Genomic DNA, 25960 nt, shown 5'->3' with positions numbered 1-25960 from the left:
CTGAACCACTCACCCCCGTACGACAGAAATCATTATCGTAGGGTCATGTTTTAACGACCGGATGGCGTGCACGCTATAAACGAAATTGAAGTTCCGTCTTATAAAAGATCAAGGCGTCTCCTAGTACTCGGGGAACCAGCTCGTATCCAACGCACGATGATTGTTCTCGTAATCGACAATCCGCTCCATCGCGGATTCGTTGACGATCTCCACCCGATAACCGTCCGAACGGGCAATCAACCCTTCCCGCTCAAGTCGAATAAGAGTCTTGGAAACGTGGACGTTCGTCAAGCCGACATAGTCGCCGATTTCCGTCTGAGACAGCGGGATGACGAGAGGCTGAGAAATTTCCGGTTCCGTCAGGCGCATCTGGTTGATGGTATCGAGCAGCATCTGAATGAGCCGCTCACGGGCATCCATCCGACCGATCGCACGAAGTCGGCTGACCATCATTTCCTGGTCGCGGCAGGACATCGCGAACAGGATCGCCGCCAAACGCTGCGCCTTACTGAAGATAATATTCAGGGCTGTCGGCACGAAGGGACAGAGAACCAGCGTGCTGGCTGCGCGAACGCTGCAGGCGACCGAGGCTGATGGGAGGCTCTCGAAACCGATCAAATCGCCGGGCATGTGAAGTTTGACGATTTGCCGCCGGCCGTCACGTGTATCCACGTAGGAATAGGCCCATCCCTCTTTGACGATATAGAGGTATTTCAGATCCTCGCCTGCGGAAACGATCTCCTGGTGGCGCTGGTACGTCTGCGTCTCACGCTCGAGAATGTCGAGGTGAGCATGGTCCCGTTCCGTCAATTGAACATAGTTCGAAAGTTTGGCTGCCAGACAGCCTATCGATTCGGACATCCACACCCCCGCAACATGGCTGTGACTAGTCGGGAAGGGCCCTCGACGACGTTAAACAGGATTAACATCAAGGCGGGTTTCACACCTTTTCGACTGCTCCTCACAATTAAAAAAGGTGAAGCATCCTGCACTTGGAGCCTTTCGAATGATACCTAGTTAAGGCAGCAGGGAAAACCGTACACAAGGGGAGGCTAACATAAATGGCATCTGACACGGCAACGAATCGAAAACTACGCAAGGCAATCATCCCTGCGGCCGGCTTCGGTTCGCGTATGTTGCCGGCAACCAAGAGCATACCCAAAGAGATGCTCCCCGTGGTCGACCGCCCCCTCATTCATTATATCGTCGCCGAAGCTCTCGAAGCCGGGATCGAACATGTCGTCATCGTCACCTCGCGCCAGAAGGGCGAGATCGAGGACTATTTCGACGAGCATTTCGAACTTGACCGAACCCTGAGAGAGGGCGGCAAGACGGACCTTGCCGATCGCATCAAGTCGGACGTGCCCGGGGTGGGCTCGGTCTCCTTCGTGCGGCAGCAGCGCGCCGAAGGGCTCGGGCATGCGATCTGGAGCGCCAGACAGATCATTGGCGACGAAGCGTTTGCCGTCCTTCTGCCCGACATGCTGAAAGTTGGCGAAAAAGGCTGCATGTCCGTCATGACGCAGATGTATGACAAGACGGGCGGCAACATTATCGCGGTGATGCAATGCGATCCTGCCGAAGCGCACAAATACGGGATCGTGTCACTTGAGGGCGATGGCCCCCTGATCAACGCGATCGTCGAAAAGCCCGAAAAGGGTACAGCACCGTCCAATCTCTACGTCTCGGGGCGCTATATCCTTCAGCCCGAAATCTTCAATATTCTCGAGAATTTGGAGCGCGGAGCGGGCAACGAGATTCAACTGACGGATGCCATCGTCAAGCTGATGGACAGCCAGGAGGTGCGTGCCTGCGAATTCGAGGGCAACGTCTATGATTGCGGCAATCCAGGCGGCTATGTTTCCGCGAACGTCAACGTCGCGAAGCGACAGGGTATCGCATTCGATATCCACGACTGACGCTTTCGCCAAGTCGTCCAGCCCCGACGATGGCGGCTAAGCCGCCATCGTTTCTTCCGGGACCTTTGCCCCTGTCATGTAGGCGACGGCGTCGCTCATCGAATGCTGCTTGGGATCAATCACGCAGAGCCGTTTTCCGAGACGGTGCACATGAATGCGATCGGCCACCTCGAACACATGCGGCATGTTGTGGCTGATAAGTACGATCGGCACGCCTCGAGCCCTGACATCCTGAATCAATTCAAGGACCTTGCGGCTTTCCTTCACGCCAAGTGCGGCCGTCGGTTCGTCCAGAATGATGACCTTGGAGCCGAAGGCGGCCGCGCGGGCAACCGCCACGCCCTGCCGCTGACCACCGGAAAGGGTCTCCACCGCCTGATTGATGTTCTGGATCGTCATCAGGCCGAGGTCATTCAGTTTCTCGCGGGCGACTTGCTCCATCTTTTTCTTGTCCAGAGCGCGGAACAGCGTTCCCATCACCCCGCCCTTACGGATTTCGCGGCCCATGAACATGTTGTCGGCAATCGACAGCGCCGGTGATAGCGCCAAATTTTGATAGACCGTCTCGATCCCGTGGTCGCGCGCATCCTGCGGTGAAGAGAAGTGGACCGGCTTGCCATCCAGAACGATCTCGCCCTCGTCGGGCGTGACCGCTCCCGAAAGAGCCTTGATGAGGGTCGACTTGCCGGCGCCGTTATCACCGATCACCGCAAGCACCTCACCGCGACGCAGTTCGAAATTGGTATTGTCCATCGCGATGACGCGGCCATAGCGCTTGACGAGATTGCGCGCCGAAAGAATGACGTTGTCGCTCATGCCGAAGCCCTCCTGATCCACTGGTCGACTGCGACCGCGCCGATGATGAGAAAACCGATCAGCATATACGTCCATTGCGGATCCGTTCCGACGATGCGCAGGCCCAGATTGAAGACCCCGACGATCAGCGCACCAAACAGCATGCCCAGAATAGAGCCACGCCCGCCGAACAGCGAGATTCCGCCGATGACCACGGCCGTGATGCTCTCGATGTTGGTGAACTGACCGGAAGTGGGCGACACGGATCCAAGCCGGCCGATCAGGACCCAGCCGGCAAAAGCACAGATCACGCCTGCAAGAATGTAGACCGAAAGGATGGTTCGCTTGACCTGAACGCCCGACAGCTCGGCAGCGTCGGCATCGTCGCCGACGGCATAGACATGCCGACCCCATGCCGTGTTGTTGAGCGCATAAGCCAGGCCGAGCACCAACAGCACCATCGCAATCACGCCGAAGGTCAGCACTGCCCCTCCAAGATGAATGCTCTCGCCAAAGAATTGCAGCAGCGGCGCCTCCTGCTCGATCGCCTGACTGCGGATCGTTTCATTGGCGGAATAGAGGAAATTCGTCGCCAAAAAGATCTGCCAGGTTCCCAACGTCACGATAAAGGGCGGCAGTTTGACCCAGGCGACGAGAAAGCCGTTGATCGTCCCACAAAGGGCCCCTACCCCGAAACCGATGAGGATCGCCACGGGCGCCGGCAGGCCGACATTCATCGCCATCTGCCCCATCACGACCGATGAGAGCACCATGATAGCACCAACCGAAAGCTCGATGCCGGCGATCAGAATGACGAGACTTTGGGCAGCGCCGACAATTCCGACAATCGCGACCTGTTGCAGGATCAGCGTCAGCGCGAACGCCGACATGAACCGGCTGCCAAGATAGAGCCCGAAAATGATGATGGAAGCCGCCAGAACGATCAGCGGAACGAGCGAGGGATGCGAATGAAGCAGGTGCTGGACGTTCTCCAGCCAGCTGCGCTTGCGCTCAAAGCTCGCGACATCCTTGCTGGAGCCTGACAATACGGATTCATAATCGTCGCTTCGCGACGCGCCGGACGTGCTCATCTCGCTCCTCCTTTTCCTCCGCAGAACACTCTACACCGCATTTGCGGTCAAAGAAGACCGGCGGAACATTCATCCCGCCGGCAGTCTGCTTTCACGTGATTAGGTGCTGAACCGGGCGATCAGCCCCAGCAGCGATCGGTTCCTTCGCTCACATCGATGGATTCCACGCCATCGACCGGCTCATTGGTCACGAGGTTCACACCGGTATCGGTGAAGTTTTTGCCCTCGGTCGTCTCCGGCTTGGTGCCGTCCTTTGCGTAAGCGGCGATCGCCTCGATCCCCTTCGATGCCATCAGAAGCGGATATTGCTGGCTGGTGGCGCCGATCACGCCGTCCTCGATATTCTTGACGCCGGGGCAGCCACCATCGACCGAAACGATCAGGACGTCGCTTTCCTTGCCGACGGATTTCAACGCTTCATAAGCGCCCGCCGCGGCCGGCTCATTGATCGTATAGACGACGTTGATGCCTGGATCCTTCTGAAGGCAGTTCTCCATGGCCCGCCGGCCACCTTCTTCATTGCCGTCGGTGACATCGTTGCAGACGACCCGACTGTCTTCTTCATCGCCGATCACGTTTTCATTGACCGTGTCGATCCCGAAGCCGCTGAGAAAGCCCTGGTCACGCAGCACATCAACGGTCGGCTGGGCCTCGGAGAGATCGAGCATGGCGATCTTCGCATTCTCCGCCTCGTCTCCGAGCTTGGCCTTGGCCCACTGACCGATCAACTGCCCGGCAACGAAATTGTCGGTCGCAAAGGTTGCATCGGCTGCGTCCACCGGATCGAGGGGCGTATCGAGCGCAATCACCAGAAGTCCGGCATCGCGCGCCTTCTGGACGGAATCGACGATAGCCTTGGTATCGGACGGCGTGATGAGAATACCAGAGGCGCCCGCCGCGATGCAGCTTTCGATGGCCTGCACCTGGCTCTGATTGTCGCCATCGATCCGGCCTGCATAGCTCTGCAGTTCGATACCCAACTCTTCCGCCTTCTGCTGGGCGCCTTCCTTCATCTTCACGAAGAAAGGGTTGGTATCCGTCTTTGTGACCAGGCAGGCGGTGGTCTTGTCCTGCGCCTGTGCCGGTGCGGCCAAGGCGAAGCAGGCCATGGCAGCGCCAGCGAAAAGCATTGCACGATAAGCTGTCGAGCTCATTTCTGTTTCCTCCACTTTTGATTTCGCCGCATTTGCTACGACGCCGGGCCGGCCTCCACCGTCCCGTTCCAGCACGCACAATTGCGGGAACCGAAGGCGCTGTCAATAATAAATCACACTTATTTAATAATTGACGTGACGCGGGGTATCTCTCATGTTCGTCCGATCCGCGAGGGTGCGGGAAGTGGTGGAGAATGGCAGACATGAACCGACTGGGAATCGAGGCGAGCACGATGCCGGTTCGGCCCGTCAAAGGCTCCAATCAGTCGATTCTTCGTGCACACAATGAACGTCTCGTGCTGACATTGCTGCGCAACCATGGTGCCCTTTCCAAGTCGCAGATTGCAAAGATGACAGGCCTGTCCGCTCAAGCGGCGGGTGTCATCATGGGTCACCTTGAAGCCGAGGGTTTTTTGAGACGGGAGAGCCCGCGGCGCGGCCGTGTCGGCCAACCCTCCGTTCCGATGAGTGTTCTGGCCGAAGGTGCGTATTTTCTTGGATTGAAGATCGGCCGCCGGGTGACCGAAATGGTGCTGATCGACTTCCACGGAAAGCCGGTCCGTCAGGTTTCGCAGCCGCATTTCTGTCCGACGCCGGAGGGGACGATCACATTCGCGCTGGAGGCTGTTGCAGAACTCCTCGAGACGCTAGACGAGACGAGTCGCGAGCGTATTGCCGGGCTTGGGGTTGCGACACCCTTTCAGCTCTGGGAATGGGCCGAGCAGATCGGCGCACCGAAGGAGACGATCGCCTCCTGGCGCGACCAGGATATTGGAAAACGTTTGCGCGAGCGGTTTCCCTGGCCGATCTACCTGCAGAACGACGCGTCGGCCGCATGCGGGGCGGAACTCGCCTTTGCCCGCCCGCCAGAAGAAAACTTCCTCTATTTCTTCATCGGTTCCCTGATCGGCGGCGGCGTGGTCTTGAATGGTAGTCTCTATACGGGCAGCCAGGGCAATGCGGGCGCTTTGGGCTCCATGCCGGTCGTCCTTGCCGATGGCCCAGGATGCCGCACGGTTCAGTTGATCGACGTCGCTTCCATTTCATCGCTGGAGCGCAAAATGACTGATGCCGGCGTGCCACTCGCCGGTATGCGCGATTCAACGAGCCGGTGGCAGGTACCCGAAAACGTGTTGGCCGAATGGATCGCCGAGGCCGGCGAAGGTTTGGCTCAGGCCATTCTTTCCGCCTGCGCTGTCATCGACTTCGAGGCGGTCATCATCGAGGGAGGTTTTCCCAGCGATATCTGCGCCCGCTTGGCGGCGAGCGCGCGAGACAGACTTGTGACCGTCACCCATCGCGGCATCGACCTGCCCTCCATCCGGCAGGGCGCGGTGGGAGCCAATGCGCGCACGCTGGGCGCAGCCAGTCTGCCGTTGTTCGAACGCTTTCTGCTTTCGCCCCGCACGCTGGCGGCCTCGCAGATCGGATCGGACTCATGAAGACACGTCCGCACGGTTCACACTCGGCCCTGCCTTCCGCTTCTCATCCGGCGGCCGGCCATATGTTCTCTTCGAAACCTGAAAGGCATCACCCGTAGAGGTGATGAAAAGCCATGATATTGTGTTGCGGCGAAGCCCTGATCGACATGCTTCCACGTCAAACGCCCGAAGGCGAAGCTGTCTTTCTGCCGGTCTCTGGCGGTGCGGTCTTCAACACCGCTATCGCGCTCGGACGGCTCGGCGCACCGGCTGGCTTTCTGAGCGGGCTTTCCCGCGACCTGTTCGGCCAGCAACTGCGCCGATCTCTGGATGAGAGCCGGGTCGATCACAGCCTGGCCGTGGAGGCTGACCGGCCAACCACTCTCGCCTTCGTGACGTTGGTCGATGGGCAGGCGCGTTATGCCTTCTACGACGAGAATACGGCCGGGCGCATGATCCGGACGGAGGACCTGACGGCGATAGATGAAAACGGGGTCGATGCGCTCTTTTTCGGCGGGATCTCGCTCATCAACGAACCGGCCGCCACCACCTACGAACAACTGATGCTCGCTGCCGCGGCGCAGGGCCTACCGGTCATGATCGATCCCAATATCAGGGCGAATTTCATCTCCGACGAAGCGCGTTACAGGGCGCGCCTGGACCGTATGATTGCGGCCAGCACCATCGTAAAGGTCTCGGACGAAGACCTCGAATGGCTGGTCGGAGCCGGCGACCTTCAGGACATGGCCCGTTCCCTTCTGGATCGCGGTCCGGCCCTCGTCATCGTCACTCAAGGCGCCGAGGGCGCATGGGCCTGCACGCGGCGAAACGCTATCAGCGAGCCATCACGCAAAACGCAAGTGGTCGATACGGTCGGGGCGGGCGATACGTTCAATGCGGGCGTGTTATGCGCTTTGTACGAGGCGGGGCAGCTTTCACGGGAAGCAATCAATGCACTCGATTCGGAGCAGCTTGCCGCCTGCCTTCGTCTCGGCATCGAAGCGGCCGCAATCACGGTCAGCCGGGCGGGCGCCAATCCCCCCTGGCGTGAAGAACTGCCAAAGTGACGAAACGACGACACGTTGGATGAGGAAGAGGTCACATTCTTTGCCGCGCCCCTATTGCGAAGCGGGGCCCATTTAGACTAGATGCGGCGCGTGGAGAGGTGGCCGAGTGGTCGAAGGCGCTCCCCTGCTAAGGGAGTAGACGGGAGACCGTCTCGAGGGTTCGAATCCCTTCCTCTCCGCCACTTGCCGCCGAAATTCCCCAAAAACCACAACGGAACAGACGTTGGGGCGCTGACGCGCTTATTCAAAAAATGGGAAGGGCTGCTATCGGTGGGCCTTGCGCCAGCCGGCAGCGATCGCCTCCTGCTCGGTACAAAAATAGCGCTCGCCGTAACGCGTATCGATATTGGTCTCGACGTAAAACTTCTGACCAGGCACGTGATAGATGCGCTCGCCGGAATTGATGCTGACATTTCCTTTGATACGGCATGAGGGTTTGAGACCGTAGGCGGCGACCTGGTCACCTACGAAGCTCACCGTGCTGGCGATCAGAGATTGCGGCATGAAAAACCCGCTCGCGACACCCGCTCCGACAATCAGAAGAAAGACGTTGGAAAGCCGCCTGTCGCGGCCACTTCGCGTGGCAGATCTCTTGGACATCGTTCGCCGATCAGGTTTCTCGTTCCGGGCCAGCATCCCAAAAAAGTCTTACCGGGTGATTGGGCCGATCGGTCTAACTTGAACAATCACAGAACAGTGTCCGCCTACTCCTCAATGATCCGCTGATCGAAATACAGGACGATCATTAACTTCCATGTCGAACTCTTCAAAACACATCAGTGACTGCCAGATCAGCTTCTTATGCCCGGGCTTCTCCGCCTCGAACTAATCGAATTTCTGGCCACCCCAGCCGCTGATCGCGTGTCCCGCCGAATTATCGAATGTTGGCTATCTAATTGCTGTCAGTAGGTTCGTGACAGCGAGAGATCGTGCTTTTCGAGGTATCTCGCCTTCCAGCATGGCGCCACGATGAAGCAGGAGACGCGGTTGGGGTTTGACCAGTTGGGCGAACCAAACGGCTGGCTCAGCGACTTTCCCCTCTCGCTTTTCAGTCCTTTGCATCACGAGATGGGGCCCTCCGCACGATCGTCAAAGTTCCCCCGCGCCCGTCCGCTCCTTGAACAGATCGGCCGGTTATGCAGTTCGGCCACCGACAGGCCTGCAACGGAACCCAGAGCGTCGGCCGTGAAAAAGGGGCGGTGAAACACCGCCCCTTTCGTCCGGCATTCTACCGCCGGATCAACGATGACAATGCGAGACTTACTCTGCGCACTTCTCGATCGCCGCGAGGTCAGGGCCATCGGGCGTACGGCCGAGATTGAACGGGGCCGACGCGTCGCGCCAAAGAGCATAATCCTGAAGATAGCTGATCTGGCTGGCATACACCTTCGCCGAAAGCGGGTTCTCACACGCAGCTTCCACGATGGTTTCGTTGGCCATCTGCTGCACTTCCTTCAGAGTCTCGTCATCAAGACGGTTGATCTCGGTGCCGGCCTCCTGGAACTTCTTGTAGGCTTCGGTCGCCCGCCGCTCCGTAAAGGACAGGCTCCAGAGAAGAGTGGCGTCAGCAGCGACCTTCAGCTTCTGCTGCGTGTCTTCGTCGAGCGCATCCCAAGCGGATTTGTTGATCATCACACCGAAGACCGAGGAGGACTGATGCCAGCCGGGCGTCGACCAGTATTTGGTCACCTGCTGGAAGCCACCGGAATAGTCGACGTTGGGCGTCGAGAACTCGGAACCATCGATCACGCCGCGCTCCAGCGACTGATAGATCTCGCCACCGGCCATGCTGACCTGGTTGCCGCCGAGCTTCTCCAGAAGCCGGCCCTGCTCAAGACCGGACAAGCGCAGACGCAGACCCTGCAGGTCCTCAAGGGACTTGATCGGCTTGTCGACGGTGCGGAAGCCAGACTCGTTGTTGGTCACGCCGTAAGGCAGATAGACCATGCCGAACTTGCCGTAGACCTCGTTGTAGAGCTCGGCGCCGCCCCACTCCTTGATCCAGTTGACGTAGTCGACCGCATTGAAGAGGCTAACTGTCGTCGCGAGCGGCGAGAAGGCGCTGTCGCGGCCTGCCCAATAGCCCGGCCAGTCGGCGCCCGCCTGAACGGTGCCCGATTCAACCGCGCCGAAAACCTCTCCCGCCGGCACAAGGCTGCCGCCCTCGAAGAACTCGATGGTCAGCTTGTCATCATCGATCAGCTCATTGGCCAGTTCGGCCCAGTGCTTGTCGATCTCGATCAGTTCGAGGCTGGACGGCCAGGTGGTGGTCATCGTCCAGCTTTCGGCGAGAGCCGGCGTGGCCACGGAAAGGGCCAGCAGGGCGGTCGTCGTTTTCAATAGCTTCATGTCGTATCCTCCTTAGCGACGTTTCTTATCAGTTATTCCGTTTTCATCCGCCGTAAAGGCGCTCGGGCAGCCAGGTCACCAGCCCCGGGAAGAAGATCATCAATGCGCACATCAGGATGATCAACCCGATAAAAGGCGCGACGCCTCGAATGATGTCGCCGGTCGAGACCTCCGGTGGTGCGATCGCCCTCATATAGAAGAGAGCGTAGCCAAAGGGCGGCGAAAGAAAGCTCGTCTGCAGGACCACCGCCGTCAGAACGACGAACCAGAGCGGATCGACCTGCATTTCGTTCACCAGCGGCAGGAAGATCGGGAAGGACAGCAGCACAATGCCCGTCCAGTCGAGGAACATGCCGAGAATGAAGACGACGACCAGCATGACCGCCACGAGCATGTAGGGGTCTTCTGCAAGGCCACGAATAAGCTCCTGACTGGCGCGCAATCCTCCGGTGATATTGAAGACACCGGTAAATGCCGTCGCCCCGACCACGATGAAGAGGATCATCGCGCTCGTGCGGGCCGTTTCGCGAAGCGCAGAGAAGAAGTTCGACCATTCGAAGCGGCCCCGCATGACGACGATGAGGAGGGCGAGAAACGCGCCGATCGCGCTTGCTTCGGTCGCGGTTGCGACGCCCGCCAGCAACGTCCCGAGGATGCCGAGGATCAGGACCAGCGGCGGGATCGCCTCGAGGATCAGCATACGCCACAGCGCGCCGCGTTCGATCTGCTCTTCTTCCGTCACGGGCGGCGCCCATTGCGGCTTGAACCAGGCAATAAAGGTGACGTAGGCCGCATACATCAAACCGAGAAGCACGCCCGGCAGCATCGCGCCTGCAAAAAGCTGACCGACCGAAAGGCCTGGCGCATAAGATGCCATTAGAATCAGCATGATCGACGGCGGAATGAGGATGCCGAGACAGCCTGACGAGGCAATCAGGCCGGTCGCCAGACGCTTGTCATAGCCATATTGAAGCATCGGACGCAGCGCCATAACGCCCATCACCGTGATCGATGCGCCGATAATACCGGTGGTAGCCGCCAGCAGGATGGAAATGAAGACCACGGCCAGACCGAGACCGCCAGAGACGCGCGCCATGAGATGGCGCAGGGCCTCGAACATTTTGTCCGTTACGCCGCTATCCGACAGGAAGCGCGCCATCAGAATGAAGAGAGGAATGGCGATCAGCACGTAGTTGTCGAGCACGTCGCCGAAGATGCGGTTGATGACGATGCCAAGCACCATCGGCTTGCCCGCGATCAATGCTCCAAGGACAGCAGTGCCCCCCAGCACAAAGGCGAGCGGGTGGCCCATGAACAGCCCGAGCAGCAAGAGCCCGGACATGATGAGGGCGATGGTTTCACCGGACATCGAGCGGCTCCATGGGTTCCAGGTGATCCGCTTTTTTCAGCAGCAATTTGAGAACTTCCGAAACGCCTTGAACCAGAAGTAGGACAGCGCCGACGAAAACTGCCATCTTGAGTGGATAGACCGGCAGTTGGACGGCGCCATAGGTCACTTCGCCCTGGTTGAACGAGGTCATTGCGAACTCATAGCTTCGTGTCATGAAGACCCAGGCAAACGGAAAAAAGAAGATGAAGTAACCGATGATTTCGGTCCAGCGCCGCGCATTATGACGCAGCCGGTGCGTAACGATGTCGACCTTGACGTGGGCCTGGTGGCGGAGAGCATAGCCGCCCAGCAGGATAAAGTAGAACCCATAAAGCTGTTTCGTCACGTCGAAGGCCCAGCGGGTGGGCGCGCCCACCACATAGCGCATGAAAACTTCGTAGATGATGATCCCGGCAAATATGATCGCGACAATCGAAACGATGCGGCCGACGATCTCATCGACGCCATCGATCAGGCGAGTAATCAGCAAGTTTCAACTCCTCCCGCATAGCGGCGCATGATCAATCGTCTCGATCCCCATCGGATCGACGATTATCGCCGCCCCTGCCGCAACAGGGCTCCCATCAACTGATCGCTTCGCTATCGCGAGACGGCACCGTCCTTCGGGCTCCATCGAAGCCCGAGCCGGTTTCCCTCTCCCATCGGTCATCCCGGATAATACGCACGATCACTCTATTGAAATCACGGTAGACGAGCGGATCGCGCCCTGTCAATTGCGTCTTATTGCGCTGCACAAACTGAAGAGTGGAAGAAAAGCAACAGGCTCTTGCTAGGCATACGCCGTTTGGCGTTCTTCACGAGGCGCTGCGGATGGCTGCCACGCCCTCGGCATGTGACTGTCGGCTCTCCCATACCGCCGGGCGGCCGAGGAGGAAGCCCTGCACCTCATGACAACCTTCGGCAAGAAGGACGTCGAGCTGGGACTCTTTTTCGATCCCCTCCGCCAGAACCGGCAATTCGAAGCTTTTGCCGAGGGCGATAACCGCGCGCACGATCGCCTTGGCCTGATCGGAACTCTCAAGCCCACCCGCAAAGGCCTGATCGAGCTTGAGTTTGTCGAAGGGAAAGGATTGGAGCGTATCGAGTGACGAATAGCCCGTTCCAAAGTCATCAAGCGCAATCGCGATGCCAAGGCTCCTGATCTGTCGAAGGGCATGAAGCGCCTGCTGCTTGTCGGTGATGATGGCGGTTTCGGTGACTTCCAGTTCAAGTCGGGTCGGTGACATACCCGTCCGAACGAGAGTGCCCTTCAGGCGTTCGCAGAACTCGGGATCCGATAGCTGAACACCCGAAACATTGATCGCGATGCGCCCCTCGAAATCGCTATCGACCGTCTCCTCGCACGCCTTTTCCAGAACCCAGTCGCCGATCCTCTGAATGAGCCCGTGGCGTTCAGCGATCGGAATGAAAACGCCGGGCGAAATCAGCCCTTTCTCCGGATGCTTCCATCGCAAAAGCGCCTCATATCCGATGACCGTCATCGACCGGATATCGAATTGCGGCTGATAATGAAGGAAAAACTCGTTCTCTTCGAGCGCCCGAAGCATATCGGCGGCAAGGGCCCGCCTCTCGCGCTCCTCCTGATCCATCTCCGACGTATAGCGCACGACGTTGTCCGAAGAGGTCTTGGCGCGCCGCACGGCGAGATCCGCATTGTTCAAAAGCGTATCACTATCCTGCGCATCGAGCGGATAGACTGCCAGACCGACACAGGCCGAGACGGAGTAAGAGCGCTTGCTGAGATGAACAAGGCCGTGAGAAACCGTTTTCAGGCGTTCGATGAAATCATCGAGTTCACTCTCCTGCGCATAGGTTTTCATCACAACGAACTCGTCGCCTCCGAAACGGCCTGCGACTTCCTTGTCTTGCAGAACAGCCGAAAGCTTCTTGGAGACGGCGGCTAGAATTTCGTCGCCTGCCATATGGCCGATCGCCTCGTTGACATCCTTGAAACGGTCGATGTCGAAATATGCCAGGGCGACGAAACCGCCGGCATACATTCTCTGCCACAACTCGCTATCGAGCGTTTGCAGGAAATGCTCACGATTAAGCAGTCCAGTCAGTCCGTCCCGTGACGCCATCTGCTTGAGTTGACGTTCGGATTCCATCTGCTCTGTGCAGTCGCGGGTAATCTTCGAGAAGCCGACGAGACGAAAACCTTCGAAGACCGGCTGAATAATGACATGCGCCCAAAAGCGGGTGCCGTCCTTTCTGTAGCGCCATCCCTCCCGCTCGCATTCACTGTTCCGCAGCGCAGCTTCCAGATTCTGTTTCGGAATGCCGGCGCTCTGGTCCTTCCGGGAATAGAAACACGCATAATTCTTCCCGACAATTTCTTCGGCAGTGTAACCTTTTACCCTCTCCGCCCCTGCATTCCAGTCCATGACGCGGCCGTGCTCATCGAGCGTGTAGATAGCGTACTCCCTTACGCCCCTGACGAATTGGCGAAAGCGGTGATCCCGCGCCGCACGCTCGGAAATCGCGTTCCATTTCTGATCATGGGCGCGGCCAAGCAGGCCGAAGACCGCTCCAAGGACGAAGGGAGCAAGCGCGACGATTAGGTGAACGGGATTATCGGCGATCAAAGTCGCCAGATCGACAGGCTCCTCCCGCAGGAGAAACTGATCGAGGCCGATCGAAACGACCGGGAAAGCGAGGCCAAAAAGTGCGCCCCACCAGATATATCGGATTGCTGTTTGCTTCGGCTTCATATCAAGTCAGATGAATTGCGACAGCCTATCCTTACGATATGGCTCTAAAATATCGTTTAACGCATTTGCTGCATTCCTAATCCATCGCGAGCCCAAAAGACGCGCCGCCGCCAAACTTGGAAACGCTGACAAAACAGAAGAATCGCGACATCGCTTTGCAGGCGAAATACGATCACAGGTTGTCCTCCCTCCGATTGACCACCTCACGATCAGCACCTTTCGATCGGAGCAAAGACGCGGGATTTAACCAAGGCGACCCGGCAGCTGTGTCGTGATCGGCGTAGCGCTCTCCGCCTTTCGGCTAAGAATCCATCTCCAAGACTTGGCCGCGCCGGTTCCGCGCATTTGGCTTATTCGTAGCCATGACGGATTTTTACAAGTTTTCTGTCGTGAAAGTTCAAGAGCTTCATCGCGGTTTCCATAAGGATCGACACACCTTCATCCGGCCAGAGAAAGACAAAAGCCATGACCCGTTTTTCGGCCCTTTCGCTTCTGAAGAACGCGCTGAACGGCCATAAGGACTGGGATGTGCAATGGCGCGATGCAGAGCCGAAGCCGGAATATGATGTGGTCATCATCGGCGCAGGCGGCCATGGTCTCGGCGCCGCTTATTATCTGGCCAAGGAGCACGGCATTACAAATGTGGCAGTGGTCGAAAAGGGCTGGCTCGGCGGCGGCAATACCGGCCGGAACACAACGATCATCCGCTCCAACTATCTCTATGATGAAAGCGCGCGGCTTTACGATCACGCACTCGATCTTTGGGAGAACCTCAGCCAGGACCTGAACTACAACGTCATGTTTTCGCGACGCGGCGTGCTTATGCTCGCGCATAACGTCCATGATGTGCAAAGCTTTCAGCGTCACGTTCATGCCAATCGCCTGAACGGCGTCGACAATCGCTGGCTTTCGACCGAGGAAGCCAAGGAATTCTGCCCGCCCCTGAATATTTCACCGAATGCCCGTTATCCTGTCATGGGCGCAGCCCTGCAGATGCGCGCCGGCACCGCACGTCACGATGCCGTGGCGTGGGGCTATGCACGCGCAGCCTCGGCCCGCGGCGTCGACATCATCCAGAACTGTCCGGCCACATCGATCCGCCGTGCTGCGGACGGCTCGGTCGAGGGCGTGGAAACAGCCAAGGGCTTCATCAAAGCCAAGAAGGTCGCCGTCTCTGCGGCAGGCCACACCAGCGTACTGATGGATACGGCGGGCGTTCGTATGCCGCTCGAGAGCTATCCGCTTCAGGCGCTGGTCAGCGAGCCGGTGAAGCCGTGCTTCCCATGCGTCGTCATGTCGAATGCGGTGCACGCCTATATGAGCCAGTCCGACAAGGGCGAACTGGTCATCGGCTCGGGCACCGACCAGTACACCAGTTACTCTCAGCGAGGCGGCCTGCCGCTGATCGAGCATACTCTGGCTGCGATCTGCGAAATCTTCCCGATTTTCACCCGCATGAGGATGCTGCGCAAATGGGGCGGCATCGTCGATGTGACGCCGGATCGCTCCGCCATTTTGGGCAAGACGCCGGTGCCGGGTCTCTACGTCAATTGCGGCTGGGGAACCGGCGGCTTCAAGGCAACGCCCGGCGCGGCCCATACGCTGGCATGGACCGTCGCGAAGGACGAGCCGCACCCGATCAACGCCCCCTTCACTCTAGAGCGCTTCCGCACCGGACGCCTCATCGATGAAGCGGCAGCCGCCGCCGTCGCGCATTAAAGGGACTTCCCATGCTTCTGATCCGCTGCCCTTATTGCGAAGAAACATTACCGGAGCTGGAGTTCGCCTATGCGGGGGAAGCGCACATTGCCCGCCCAGCCGACCCGTCAGGCCAGTCCGACGACGAATGGCGCGATTATCTTTTTATCCGTTCCAACCCGAAGGGGCCGCATTTCGAGCGCTGGCGCCACATCCATGGCTGCGGCCGTTTCTTTAACGCTGTCCGCGATACGGTCAGCGACAAGTTCCTGATGACCTACAAGGCCGGCAAAGACCGTCCGGACCTGGCCACGCTGGAGGCAGGCGAATGAGCGCTTATCGCGTCAAGGGTGCCGGCCGCGTCAACCACGATGCTCCGGTGCGTTTCACCTTCGATGGGAAGAGCTATACCGGGCTGCGCGGCGACACTGTCGCCTCAGCGCTCCTGGCGCACGGCGTCCATCTCATGGGCCGCTCTTTCAAATACCATCGGCCAAGGGGTCCTCTTACCGCCGGATCGGAAGAGCCCAACGCGCTGATCGGCACAGCGCGCGATAAAAGCCGGTTCGAGCCGAACACGCGCGCGACGGTTCAGGAACTGCGGCAAGGCCTCGTAACCGAAAGCCAGAACCGTTCACCCAACCTCAAATTCGATGTCGGCGCGATCAATGATCGCCTGCATATGCTGTTCTCGGCCGGTTTCTACTACAAGACATTCATGTGGCCGCGCAGTTTCTGGGACAAGGTCTATGAGCCGGTCATTCGCGCCGCGGCTGGCCTTGGCCGCCCGCCGACAGAGCTTGATCCGGACACCTACGCGTCCCGCTACGCTCATACGGATCTGCTCGTCGTTGGAGCAGGACCCGCTGGCATTGCGGCGGCCCTTTCTGCGGCCAGAGCCGGCGCACGCGTCATTCTTGTCGATGAAAATCCCGAAATGGGTGGCTCGCTCCTCGCCGATCCCGCCGTCACGATTGACGGAAAGAAAGCCTGGGGCTGGCTCGATCATTCGCTTGGCGAACTCGCCGAGCTCGGCGTGAAACTGATGACGCGGACGACCGCGATCGGCTATTACCACCAGAACATGATCGGTCTGGCCGAACGCCTAACCGACCATCTGGACGAGGTGCCGGAGGGCGCACCGCGCGAGCGTATGTGGCGGGTTCGGGCCAAGCAGGTCGTTCTTGCTCAGGGCGCGCTTGAAAAGCCTCTCGTCTTCAACGGCAATGACCGGCCCGGCATCATGCTGGCTGGCGCGGCGCAAACTTATCTGCACCGTTACGGGGTCCGTGTCGGCGATCGGGCCGTCATCCTCACCGCTCATGACAGCGCATGGTACGCGGCATTCGATCTTGCGGATGCGGGCACGACGATCGAAGCGATTGTCGATACGCGTGAAGAACCACGGAGCGATCTTCGGGCAGAAGCGGAACGGCGCGGTATCAAGGTGCTTGCCGGCTACACTGCCACCGAAACCGCCGGTCGTCTGCGCATCCGGTCCGTGAAGGTGAACCCGGTCAAGAATGGCAAGATCGGCGAGGGACGGACATTGCAGTGCGATTGCCTGCTGGTATCGGGCGGATGGACACCTTCCCTCCATCTTTTCTCGCACACGAAAGGCACGCTCAAATGGGATCCGGAAGGCGGCGCGTTCCTGCCGGATCGCAAGTCCGAAGAGTGCGAGATTGCCGGTGCTGGCCGTGGCCTCTGGGGCTATGAAGCCGTTCTTTCCGACGGCTCGGACGCTGGTGCGAACGTAGCCGAGGCACTGGGCCTCGAGCCGCAACGCAGCCCCTACCCTGTCGAAGCCGATCGGACGGGTGGCGGGGTCAATGTCGATGAACTGCCCAATGACAAGAAGCCGAGCCACACCAGGTCCTTTGTCGATTATCAGAACGATGTGACGGCCAAGGACATCCGCCTAGCCGTGCGCGAAGGCATGAAGTCCATCGAGCACGTCAAGCGCTACACTACGAACGGTATGGCGACGGACCAGGGCAAGCTGTCGAACATTAACGGTCTCCTCATCGCATCGGAGGCGCTCGGAAAATCGCCGCCGCAGGTCGGCCTGACAACCTTCCGCCCGCCCTATACGCCGACGACATTCGGCACCTTCGCCGGTTATCATCGCGGCTCGCACTTCGAAGTGACCCGAAAGACGCCGATCGATAGCTGGGCGGAAGAAAACGGCGCGGTGTTCGAGCCGGTCTCGCAATGGCGCCGTGCCTGGTATTTCCCCCAAGCGGGTGAAGACATGGAGGCGGCCGTCTCGCGCGAATGCGCCGCCACCCGTGAATCGGTCGGTATTTTCGATGCATCCACCCTCGGCAAGATCGAGGTTGTAGGGCCCGACGCCGCCGAATTCATGAACCGCATGTATACCAATCCGTGGACGAAGCTGGCGCCCGGTCGTACGCGCTACGGCGTCCTTCTCGGCGAAGATGGCTATGTGCGCGACGATGGTGTGATCGGTCGTCTCAGCGACGACATGTTCCACGTGACCACCACCACGGGCGGAGCGGCGCGCGTTCTCAACATGATGGAGGACTATCTCCAGACCGAATGGCCTGACCTGAAGGTCTGGCTGACCTCGACCACAGAACAGTGGGCCGTCATCGCCCTGAACGGGCCAAATGCCCGCAAGGTTCTAGAGCCTCTTGTCGAGGGGCTGGACGTCTCGGCGGATGCGTTCGCGCACATGTCGGTTGCCGACTGCACCGTGGCCGGTGTTCCGGCCCGTCTGTTCCGCCTCAGCTTCACAGGCGAACTGGGCTTTGAGGTAAACGTGCCCGCACGCTATGGCCGCCAGGTCTGGGAAGCTCTGATGGAAGCGGGCAAGCCGTACGACATCTGCCCCTACGGGACGGAAACCATGCATGTGCTGCGTGCGGAGAAAGGTTTCATCATCGTCGGGCAGGATACTGACGGCACCGTGACGCCGGACGATGCCGGACTCGGCTGGGCCGTCGGAAAGAAGAAGCTGGACTTTGTCGGCATGCGTTCTTTGAAGCGGCCCGACCTCGTGGCCGACGGCCGCAAGCAGCTGGTCGGCCTGCAAACGGAGGACGGCACCATCAAGCTGGACGAAGGCGCACAGATCGTCGCCGACCCGGACCAGCCGAAACCGATGAAGATGCTCGGCCACGTTACGTCGTCCTATCGTAGTGCCGCGCTCGGCCGGTCGATCGCCATGGCTCTCATCGAGGATGGACGGACGAAAATGGGCGAAACGGTTTACGTGCCGATGCCGGACGGTGTGCACCGCGCCACCATAACGTCGACCACCTTCTACGACCCCGAAGGCGAGCGTGTGAAGCTCTGAAACGGATGGATGCCATGAGTCTCGACACGCAGAATGAAATGAAGACGGTGCAAGGCTCCACCCGCGTGGAGACGTTGCCGCCGCAAGCCCGCTTCTCGCTTCGCGCCCGGGCTGAGTCGATCGATGAACTGGGCCGTGCGCTCGGGGTTGAACTGCCGCAGAAGATCGGCCGACGGGAATCTGTCGGTGAACGCGACGTACTTTGCCTCGGGCCCGATGAGTGGCTTGTCACAGCGCCGGAAAGCGAAGCAGGCAATATCGGATCGGCCCTCGCCGCGATTTATGAAACGACGCCGCATAGCCTGAGCAATATCAGTGACCGCGAACTGTCCGTCATGCTCGATGGACCGGATGCGCTGACACTGCTGTCGATGGGTTGCCCGCGTGACCTCGAGCGACTGCCCGTCGGCGCTGCCGTACGAACCATATTCGACAATGCCTCGGTTATCCTCTGGCGTGACGGTGAGCAGCGTTTTCGCATGGATATATGGCGCTCTTTCGCTCCGCATGCGGTGGAGCTTCTGCATATCGGCCAGGCGGAGCTTCGCGCCGGTCTCTGATCCTCTGCGAAGGATTTTCTCCTCCGCAGTTGTTCTGTTCGTGCAAGCTGCGGTGAGGCCATGTTCATCTCCGTCTTCGAAATCTTCAAACACGGCATCGGACCATCATCGTCCCACACGATGGGGCCGATGGTCGCGGCCAGCCGTTTCCTGGCGGAGCTACGGACGTACAGTGCTTCTGCAGGAGACGACGATAAGCCGGCCGCTATCCAGGTTTCCCTCCATGGGTCGCTCGCTTTTACGGGCAAGGGCCATGCGACCGACCGGGCCGTCTGGCTCGGACTTCTTGGCCAGGAACCGGAAACCCTCGACCCCGACGAGGCCGAGGCTTTGATCGCCCGCCTGCATGAAAGCAAACAGCTTCACGTCGATGGACTTCCGCCGATCCGTTTCGATCCGGAAGGCGACTTGGTCTTCGATTATGGACCGCCCCTCGAGCGCCATGCCAACGGCATGATCTTCCGCGCCGTCGACGACGCTGGCAGCCCGCTACTTGTCAGCTCCTATTATTCGGTCGGCGGCGGATTCGTGTTGAGCGAAACTGAGTTCGATGCCCAGGAGGAAGAGGGGTCTCCGGCTGGCCCCTCCGATCAACCAGAGGTCAAGGTCCCCTACCCCTTCCTGTCTTCCGACGAGATGCTCGCCATGGGCCAGGCTTCGGGTCTTTCCATCGCCGCCATGAAACGCGCCAACGAAAAAGCGCGCGGAACAAGCGAGGAGGAGCTGGATGAGCGTCTCGACGCGATTGCCGATGCGATGAATGGATGTATCCAAAGGGGCCTGACCGAGACGGGGATTCTCCCCGGCGGATTGAAGGTCCGGCGGCGGGCCAGAGACATTCACGAAAAACTCGAGGCCGAGCGCTTTACCAACCAGCAGATGCCGCATGTCGCCAATGAATGGCTGAGTGTCTATGCCATGGCTGTCAACGAGGAGAACGCGGCTGGCGGCAGGGTGGTTACCGCCCCCACGAATGGCGCTGCGGGCACATTGCCTGCTGTCCTGCGCTACTGGCAGGACCATTGCGGAGGGCTCTCCGTCAAGCTGCACCGCGACTTTCTCCTGACGGCCGCGGCGATCGGCGGCATTATCAAGGCAAATGCTTCCATTTCCGGGGCAGAAGTCGGGTGCCAGGGCGAAGTCGGCAGTGCGGCAGCGATGGCGGCGGCCGGCCTTTGCGCAGCTCTTGGCGGAACCAATGCACAGATCGAGAATGCGGCTGAAATCGCCCTCGAACATCATCTCGGCATGACATGCGACCCGGCGGGCGGACTGGTTCAGGTGCCGTGCATCGAACGCAATGCGCTCGGTGCAATCAAGGCGGTCTCTGCCGCCGCACTGGCATTACGCGGTGACGGAACGCACTTCATGCCGCTCGACAACTGTATTCGCGTGATGTTGCAGACCGGTCGCGACATGAATGACAGCTACAAGGAAACCTCACGCGGCGGGATCGCGGTCAACCTTCCGGAATGCTGATGTCGGCGTTTCGTCGAAGTCTCGACACGAACCGATCCGCGAAAGCGCCTTAGGCGATACCAAGCTCCAGCAGGTCCTTCAGGTGGGCCGCGCCAACGACTGCGCCCGATTCGTCGCGAATAAAGACGGCGCCGAGACGCTTGTTGTGACAGAGGTTCAGGGCTTCGACGGCCAGGCTCTCAATATCGATCGAAATCGGATCGCGGGTCATCATCTGCTCGGCGGTCTTGTCGAAGCTCTCCCTTCCGGTCAGCGCTCGCCGCAAATCGCCGTCCGTGACCACGCCGACGATGACATCATCGGCGTCCGTGACAGCGGTCAAGCCGCAACGGCCGGCGGTTATCGTCGCGATGACGTCCCTCATGGGGGTGGCGAGGTCGACAGTCGGCAACTTCACGCGATCGGGATACATCTCCATCACTTCGCGCAGCCGCAGAAGCTGTGCGCCCAGCTTGCCGGCCGGATGAAACTTGGCGAAATCGTCGCGGGCGAAGCCCTTCGACCGCATCAGCGCGGACGCCAGAGCATCCCCCATGGCCAGCATCATGGTGGTCGATGTCATCGGGGCTAGCCCCATAGGACATGCCTCCTCTGCTTTGGGCAGAAGCAATAGCAGATCGGCGTACCTGCCCAGCGACGAGTGCGGCGCGGAGGTCATCGCAATCATCGTGATCGAAAACCGCCGGCAAAACTGCAGGATCGGTTTGAATTCAGCGCTCTCACCGGAATTGGACAAGCAGAGAACAACATCGTTCTGTTCGATCATGCCGAGGTCGCCATGCGCAGCTTCGGCAGCATGCACAAAGAAAGCCGGCGTGCCGGTCGATGCAAAGGTCGCCGCGATCTTGTTACCGATATGGCCCGATTTTCCGACACCGACAACGATCACGCGGCCCGGACAGTCGCGAATTTTGGCAACAACTTGCGCAAATTCATCGGATAATGAATCCTGCAGATGTTGAAGCCCTGCGATCTCGACCGCTATCGTCAAGCGCCCTACCTTAGCGAGGCTTTCGGTCTCCGCCACATCCGTGCGATCGCTCATCTGCTGTTCGGCCATCGTCATTTTCGCCCTCAAAAAAGTTCGGCCTTCGCCATTTGAAGCTTCTGAATCGCGCATGCGTTCGATGCGCCCTTACGACAGGCGCATAAAGCAGCCGCATCATTTTGGCAAAACCGTCCCGCCGGCCTCTCTGCCAGATGATCGTCAGCCAGACTTGGGGAAAAGCGCCAACAAAAAAGGCGGCCCGATGGCCGCCTCTCGAAAGACCTTCAGCGCCAGGTATCAATCGCTGGCATCGTCATCATCGTCATCAAGCGCCGACGTTACGGTCGACGCGATGCCGGCGGTTATGATTGCGCCACCAAGAAGGAAAACCGGGTTAACACCGACGATTGTCTGCCCGTAAGCGGCTTCCTTGTTGAAGTCAGGAAGGCTCGTGACCGGTGCAGCGGCGACACAGATCCCGCCATTGGCTAAAAACGAGCGGCTTCCATTATGCCAAAAAATCAAATGTTCTCGCTATCAGCGCCTTGACACCCACCATAATCGTATAAAATCCGGTGATGACTTGGATATCCCTCGGACCGTCCGGCATCATACTTATTAAAAACTGCACCAAAAATTCGGCCGTTGACCCGGCGAATACGTAGGGCCGCATGAACCGCGGATTTTCTTGCGACCTGCTTTTGCGAAACCACCATGGCGGTTCCTTCTGCAAGACGCGAAATCAACGGCGCATCGGCGAGCCCCAAGATGGGCGGGCAGTCGAAGATAATCAGGTCAAAGTGGTCGCTCAATGCAGCAACGAGCTTGCTCATACGAGAGGAAGCAAGCAGATCGACGGGATTCGAGGGAATTGCGCCTGCGGTCATCAATTTCAACCCCGGCGTACTCGTCTCGCGAAACACTTTGGCAGCGGACCTACCATCATTTTTCCCGTTTAACAGGCTCGAGAGACTGACATCATCGTCGTTATTGGATAGCAGATCGGAAAGCCCGGTCAAATTCTCGATACCGAAAAGGAAATGCTGTTTAGGATACCGCAGATTACAGTCGATCAGCAAAATATTGAGACCGAGCGCAGAAAAATCCTGAGCAAGCTTCCGGGCCACCGACGAACTACCTTCCGCCGCTTCCGTCGAGGTAATCGCGACTGTGCGGGGCGCTCCATTGGAGCTTAAGAACGTCAGATTCGTACGCAACGATCGATACGCTTCGGAAATTGCAGAGGTCGGCGAGTCGAGATCGCGAGAGGTGCGATCGGCCGGTTTGAAAAACGGAATAACACCGAGAATCGGTACATTCAGTTCGCTCTCCACCTGTTCCGGCGTCATGAATTTGTTGTTCATCAACTCCATTAGAAAGATCGTCGCCGCAGCCGCCAGACCCGCAAGAACAAGCGTCACGAGAACGCTTAGTGTTCTTTGCGGAGCATAGGCCGCTCCTGGGGCGACTGCCCTCTCGAGAATCTCCGCCCCAAGGGGCTGAGGACTGGATACGACGGCGAATTCGCGGATCTGATTGGCGTAGACCTGCGCTGCACCATTCGCGATCAGCGCTGCCATTTCCGGATCGGGGAAGCGAACATGAATGTCGATAATACTGGTGTCGCGTTTGGCGACCGGATTGACAATGCTTTTGTATTTACCCAGCGCGAGCCTTTCAAGTCTCTCCTCCGACATGGAAGAGAGGTCCCTCCCCCCTATGCCGAAGGCGCGCCGCAAGATTTTAGAAAGACTAGGATTGCCTTCAAGGCGCAAAAACTCGTCATTTTGAGCGAGATTGAGCTGCGTGACCAAGCGCTGTCCCACTCTAGAGCTTTTAACGTGCTCAAGAGCATTCATCAGTGTCAGCCGATCCCTCGAAGAGGACACAACTCCTCCCTCAACAATCATCGGCATGGTCAGTTCCAGACGCGCGGTCGCCTGGTACATTTTCGGGGCGATCACCGAATAGGCGAGACCAAGAAGAAGGCCGGCCAGCAGAAAAATCGCGATCAACCAGCGCCAGCGGATAACATATCCCAGCAATGCCAAGAGATCGATCCGCTTCTCTTCCTCCATATCAAGCGTGCCGGCGGGCGCACCATAAGCGACTTCAGCCGGCAGATTAGCCCCCGAATGATCGGCGCTGGCTATATGTCTCTGAAGCATTTCCACTCTCCAGAAGAATGCGGATTAATCTTGCCGCACTTCCATTTCACACCGCCCGAATTGGTCCAATGCAAGGTCTGAAGCACCTTCGGCGACAGTATGCACTCTTCATATCCGAACTGTATGGCTAAGTCCCCGAATTCGCTTCGCCTACTCCCCAGTAAAGCCGAAGCGGCCCGATTCGTAATTAAAAATGTGGTGCCAGTGAGACCACTGCGCTCCTTCTATGCAGAAGAATGCGCCCTGTCGCCGCAATATTTCTTAAATTGTCGATAGTTTGATCGAACTACACAACAGATATCAGTCCATTGCGCAGTCGATCCTTCGCGCGCGGCCGCGAAAGATGAAATTGTCCTATCCCTTCGCGAGAGGGGCGTTTCAGTCTGGCCCTATCAAGCCACGATTCGCACCCGCTCCCCGGCCTTTCGGTCAGGGGCGCCCTATCGAGTGATATGTCAGACCATTCGATCGAACTTCCGAAGGCCGATAAATGTTGCGCAGGTCGATCAGCGTCTTGTCGCCAAGCAATGCTGCAACGCGCTCCAGGTCCAATGCGCGGAACAGATTCCATTCGGTCAGGATGACGGCCAGATCCGCTCCGCTCAAAGCATCATACGTATCGGATGCATAAAACACACCGTCGAAATGGGCCTTTGCCTCCTCCATGGCCTCAGGGTCGAAGGCCCGGACGGACGCCCCCATCTTCTGCATTGCCGGCACGATCACCAGAGACGGCGCATCGCGCATGTCGTCCGTGTTCGGTTTGAAGGCCAACCCCAACACGGCGACCGTCTTGCCCTCGAGGGAGCCCCCGGCCGCCTGCCGAATACGCTCCGCCATTGCAGCCTTCCGCTCATCGTTCGATGAAATCACCGCATCGACGATCGTGACCGGGTGGCCGGCATCCGCCGCGGTGCGCGACAGGGCCAGCGTGTCCTTCGGAAAACAGGAACCGCCATAGCCCGGGCTGGCATGAAGAAATTTGGGCCCGATGCGCTTATCCAGTCCGATACCGCGCGAAACCTGCTGAACATCAGCGCCCACGGCTTCGCACAGATCCGCCATCTGGTTGATGAAACCGATCTTCGTCGCCAGAAAGGCATTGGCGGCATATTTGATGAGCTCGGAGGTTCGGCGGTCCGTGACAACCAGTGGCGTCTCGTTGAGGTAGAGAGGGCGGTAAAGCTCGCGCATCATCTCTTCGGCCCGCTCCGAAGAGACCCCCACAACGACGCGGTCGGGACGCTTGAAGTCCTCGATCGCCGCCCCTTCCCGCAGGAATTCTGGGTTCGAAACAACCTCGACATCCGCTTCGGGGTTGACCTTGCGAATAATCGCCTCGACCTCGTCTCCCGTCCCGACCGGCACGGTCGATTTTGTCACCACCACCGTGAAGTCCCGAAGATGTTTCGCGATTTCCTCCGCGGCGGCATAGACATAGGTCAGATCGGCATACCCGTCGCCGCGTCGGCTCGGTGTGCCGACGGCGATGAACACGACATCCGCCTCGGCAACGGGCTTGGCGAGCTCCGTCGTGAAAGACAATCTGCCTGCCTTGACGTTATTGGCGACCAATACGTCCAGACCCGGCTCGTAGATCGGCATTATGCCTTGATGAAGCTTCTCGATACGCTCGGCATTCTTGTCGATACAGACGACATCGTGCCCGAAATCGGCGAAACAGGTTCCAGAGACCAGACCCACATAGCCCACTCCGATCATGGCAACACGCATGCCAAATCCTCTTGCTGGATTTCTACTCGTCTTGTGGCGCGGCTTTTAGCGCCAACCGCCCGCCTTGTCTTCCCTTCAGGATTGCCTATCCCG

Annotated in this window: 21 protein-coding genes and 1 tRNA gene; 9 read left to right on the top strand and 13 right to left on the bottom strand. The window is 58.9% G+C overall.

Going from position 1 to position 25960, the window contains the following annotated elements:
* Window positions 1-120: 120 nt before the first annotated feature.
* On the bottom strand, window positions 121-861 hold the full coding sequence (locus D8780_RS04530) for a Crp/Fnr family transcriptional regulator (RefSeq protein ID WP_121644547.1): 741 nt from the start codon (window positions 859-861) through the stop codon (window positions 121-123).
* A 200-nt stretch (window positions 862-1061) separates the two neighbouring features.
* On the opposite strand from D8780_RS04530, the gene D8780_RS04525 reads away from it, so the two are divergent.
* Entirely contained in the window at window positions 1062-1919 is an 858-nt protein-coding gene (locus D8780_RS04525) for a UTP--glucose-1-phosphate uridylyltransferase (RefSeq protein WP_121644546.1), read from the top strand.
* A gap of 36 nt (window positions 1920-1955) precedes the next feature.
* Here D8780_RS04525 and D8780_RS04520 read toward each other — a convergent pair whose 3' ends face one another.
* The 3 genes from D8780_RS04520 to D8780_RS04510 form a co-directional block, all read right to left on the bottom strand.
* Complete coding sequence (locus tag D8780_RS04520) at window positions 1956-2735, bottom strand: ATP-binding cassette domain-containing protein (RefSeq protein WP_121644545.1); 780 nt, start codon at window positions 2733-2735, stop codon at window positions 1956-1958.
* Window positions 2732-3805, bottom strand: a complete 1074-nt coding sequence (locus D8780_RS04515) for an ABC transporter permease (protein WP_121644544.1) — start codon at window positions 3803-3805, stop codon at window positions 2732-2734. Before D8780_RS04515 ends, D8780_RS04520 begins: the two co-directional genes overlap by 4 nt.
* 119 nt (window positions 3806-3924) lie before the next feature.
* Complete coding sequence (locus tag D8780_RS04510) at window positions 3925-4959, bottom strand: sugar ABC transporter substrate-binding protein (RefSeq protein WP_121644543.1); 1035 nt, start codon at window positions 4957-4959, stop codon at window positions 3925-3927.
* A 203-nt stretch (window positions 4960-5162) separates the two neighbouring features.
* On the opposite strand from D8780_RS04510, the gene D8780_RS04505 reads away from it, so the two are divergent.
* The 3 genes from D8780_RS04505 to D8780_RS04495 all read left to right on the top strand — a co-directional run bounded on the left by D8780_RS04505 (window position 5163) and on the right by D8780_RS04495 (window position 7629).
* A complete protein-coding gene (locus D8780_RS04505; protein ID WP_245412262.1) occupies window positions 5163-6401 on the top strand; it encodes an ROK family transcriptional regulator in 1239 nt (412 codons plus the stop codon).
* Window positions 6402-6514: 113 nt separating this feature from the next.
* A complete protein-coding gene (locus D8780_RS04500; RefSeq protein WP_121644542.1) occupies window positions 6515-7447 on the top strand; it encodes a carbohydrate kinase family protein in 933 nt (310 codons plus the stop codon).
* A 92-nt stretch (window positions 7448-7539) separates the two neighbouring features.
* Window positions 7540-7629, top strand: a tRNA-Ser gene (locus D8780_RS04495).
* An 82-nt stretch (window positions 7630-7711) separates the two neighbouring features.
* On the opposite strand, the gene D8780_RS04490 is transcribed toward D8780_RS04495, so the two are convergent.
* The 5 genes from D8780_RS04490 to D8780_RS04470 all read right to left on the bottom strand — a co-directional run bounded on the left by D8780_RS04490 (window position 7712) and on the right by D8780_RS04470 (window position 13918).
* Window positions 7712-8047 (bottom strand): sunset domain-containing protein, encoded by a 336-nt coding sequence (locus D8780_RS04490; RefSeq protein ID WP_245412261.1) that lies wholly within the window; start codon window positions 8045-8047, stop codon window positions 7712-7714.
* Window positions 8048-8707: 660 nt separating this feature from the next.
* On the bottom strand, window positions 8708-9796 hold the full coding sequence (gene dctP, locus D8780_RS04485; protein ID WP_121644541.1) for a TRAP transporter substrate-binding protein DctP: 1089 nt from the start codon (window positions 9794-9796) through the stop codon (window positions 8708-8710).
* A gap of 43 nt (window positions 9797-9839) precedes the next feature.
* The gene (locus tag D8780_RS04480; protein ID WP_199699554.1) at window positions 9840-11165 is read right to left on the bottom strand and encodes a TRAP transporter large permease; all 1326 of its coding nucleotides are present in this window, start codon (window positions 11163-11165) and stop codon (window positions 9840-9842) included.
* The gene (locus tag D8780_RS04475) at window positions 11155-11676 is read right to left on the bottom strand and encodes a TRAP transporter small permease subunit (RefSeq protein WP_199699553.1); all 522 of its coding nucleotides are present in this window, start codon (window positions 11674-11676) and stop codon (window positions 11155-11157) included. The genes D8780_RS04480 and D8780_RS04475 overlap by 11 nt, the downstream gene beginning before the upstream one ends.
* A gap of 325 nt (window positions 11677-12001) precedes the next feature.
* Complete coding sequence (locus D8780_RS04470; protein ID WP_121644540.1) at window positions 12002-13918, bottom strand: putative bifunctional diguanylate cyclase/phosphodiesterase; 1917 nt, start codon at window positions 13916-13918, stop codon at window positions 12002-12004.
* A 465-nt stretch (window positions 13919-14383) separates the two neighbouring features.
* Between D8780_RS04470 and D8780_RS04465 the strand changes: the two genes are divergently transcribed.
* From D8780_RS04465 to D8780_RS04445, 5 genes are read left to right on the top strand one after another with little or no spacing between them, the layout of a single operon-like run.
* Complete coding sequence (locus tag D8780_RS04465) at window positions 14384-15637, top strand: sarcosine oxidase subunit beta family protein (RefSeq protein ID WP_121644539.1); 1254 nt, start codon at window positions 14384-14386, stop codon at window positions 15635-15637.
* Window positions 15638-15648: 11 nt separating this feature from the next.
* The gene (locus D8780_RS04460; RefSeq protein WP_121644538.1) at window positions 15649-15948 is read left to right on the top strand and encodes a sarcosine oxidase subunit delta; all 300 of its coding nucleotides are present in this window, start codon (window positions 15649-15651) and stop codon (window positions 15946-15948) included.
* Window positions 15945-18938, top strand: a complete 2994-nt coding sequence (locus D8780_RS04455; protein WP_121644537.1) for a sarcosine oxidase subunit alpha — start codon at window positions 15945-15947, stop codon at window positions 18936-18938. Before D8780_RS04460 ends, D8780_RS04455 begins: the two co-directional genes overlap by 4 nt.
* A gap of 14 nt (window positions 18939-18952) precedes the next feature.
* A complete protein-coding gene (locus tag D8780_RS04450; protein WP_121646360.1) occupies window positions 18953-19498 on the top strand; it encodes a sarcosine oxidase subunit gamma in 546 nt (181 codons plus the stop codon).
* A gap of 60 nt (window positions 19499-19558) precedes the next feature.
* On the top strand, window positions 19559-20977 hold the full coding sequence (locus D8780_RS04445) for an L-serine ammonia-lyase (protein WP_121644536.1): 1419 nt from the start codon (window positions 19559-19561) through the stop codon (window positions 20975-20977).
* Between the two features lie 49 nt (window positions 20978-21026).
* On the opposite strand, the gene D8780_RS04440 is transcribed toward D8780_RS04445, so the two are convergent.
* The 4 genes from D8780_RS04440 to D8780_RS04425 all read right to left on the bottom strand — a co-directional run bounded on the left by D8780_RS04440 (window position 21027) and on the right by D8780_RS04425 (window position 25867).
* Entirely contained in the window at window positions 21027-22043 is a 1017-nt protein-coding gene (locus tag D8780_RS04440; RefSeq protein WP_245412260.1) for a KpsF/GutQ family sugar-phosphate isomerase, read from the bottom strand.
* A gap of 219 nt (window positions 22044-22262) precedes the next feature.
* Complete coding sequence (locus tag D8780_RS04435; RefSeq protein ID WP_121644535.1) at window positions 22263-22490, bottom strand: hypothetical protein; 228 nt, start codon at window positions 22488-22490, stop codon at window positions 22263-22265.
* Window positions 22487-24133 (bottom strand): tyrosine-protein kinase domain-containing protein, encoded by a 1647-nt coding sequence (locus D8780_RS04430; RefSeq protein ID WP_121644534.1) that lies wholly within the window; start codon window positions 24131-24133, stop codon window positions 22487-22489. The genes D8780_RS04435 and D8780_RS04430 overlap by 4 nt, the downstream gene beginning before the upstream one ends.
* A gap of 429 nt (window positions 24134-24562) precedes the next feature.
* Window positions 24563-25867 carry a UDP-glucose dehydrogenase family protein gene (locus D8780_RS04425; protein ID WP_121644533.1) on the bottom strand — a complete coding sequence of 435 codons (1305 nt, stop codon included), beginning with the start codon at window positions 25865-25867 and terminating at the stop codon, window positions 24563-24565.
* Window positions 25868-25960 lie beyond the last annotated feature (93 nt).

The organism is Notoacmeibacter ruber (assembly GCF_003668555.1).
Classification (GTDB): domain Bacteria; phylum Pseudomonadota; class Alphaproteobacteria; order Rhizobiales; family Rhizobiaceae; genus Notoacmeibacter; species Notoacmeibacter ruber.
Note: the sequence above shows the minus strand (reverse complement) of the source record. Positions and strands in the feature narration are given on the sequence as shown.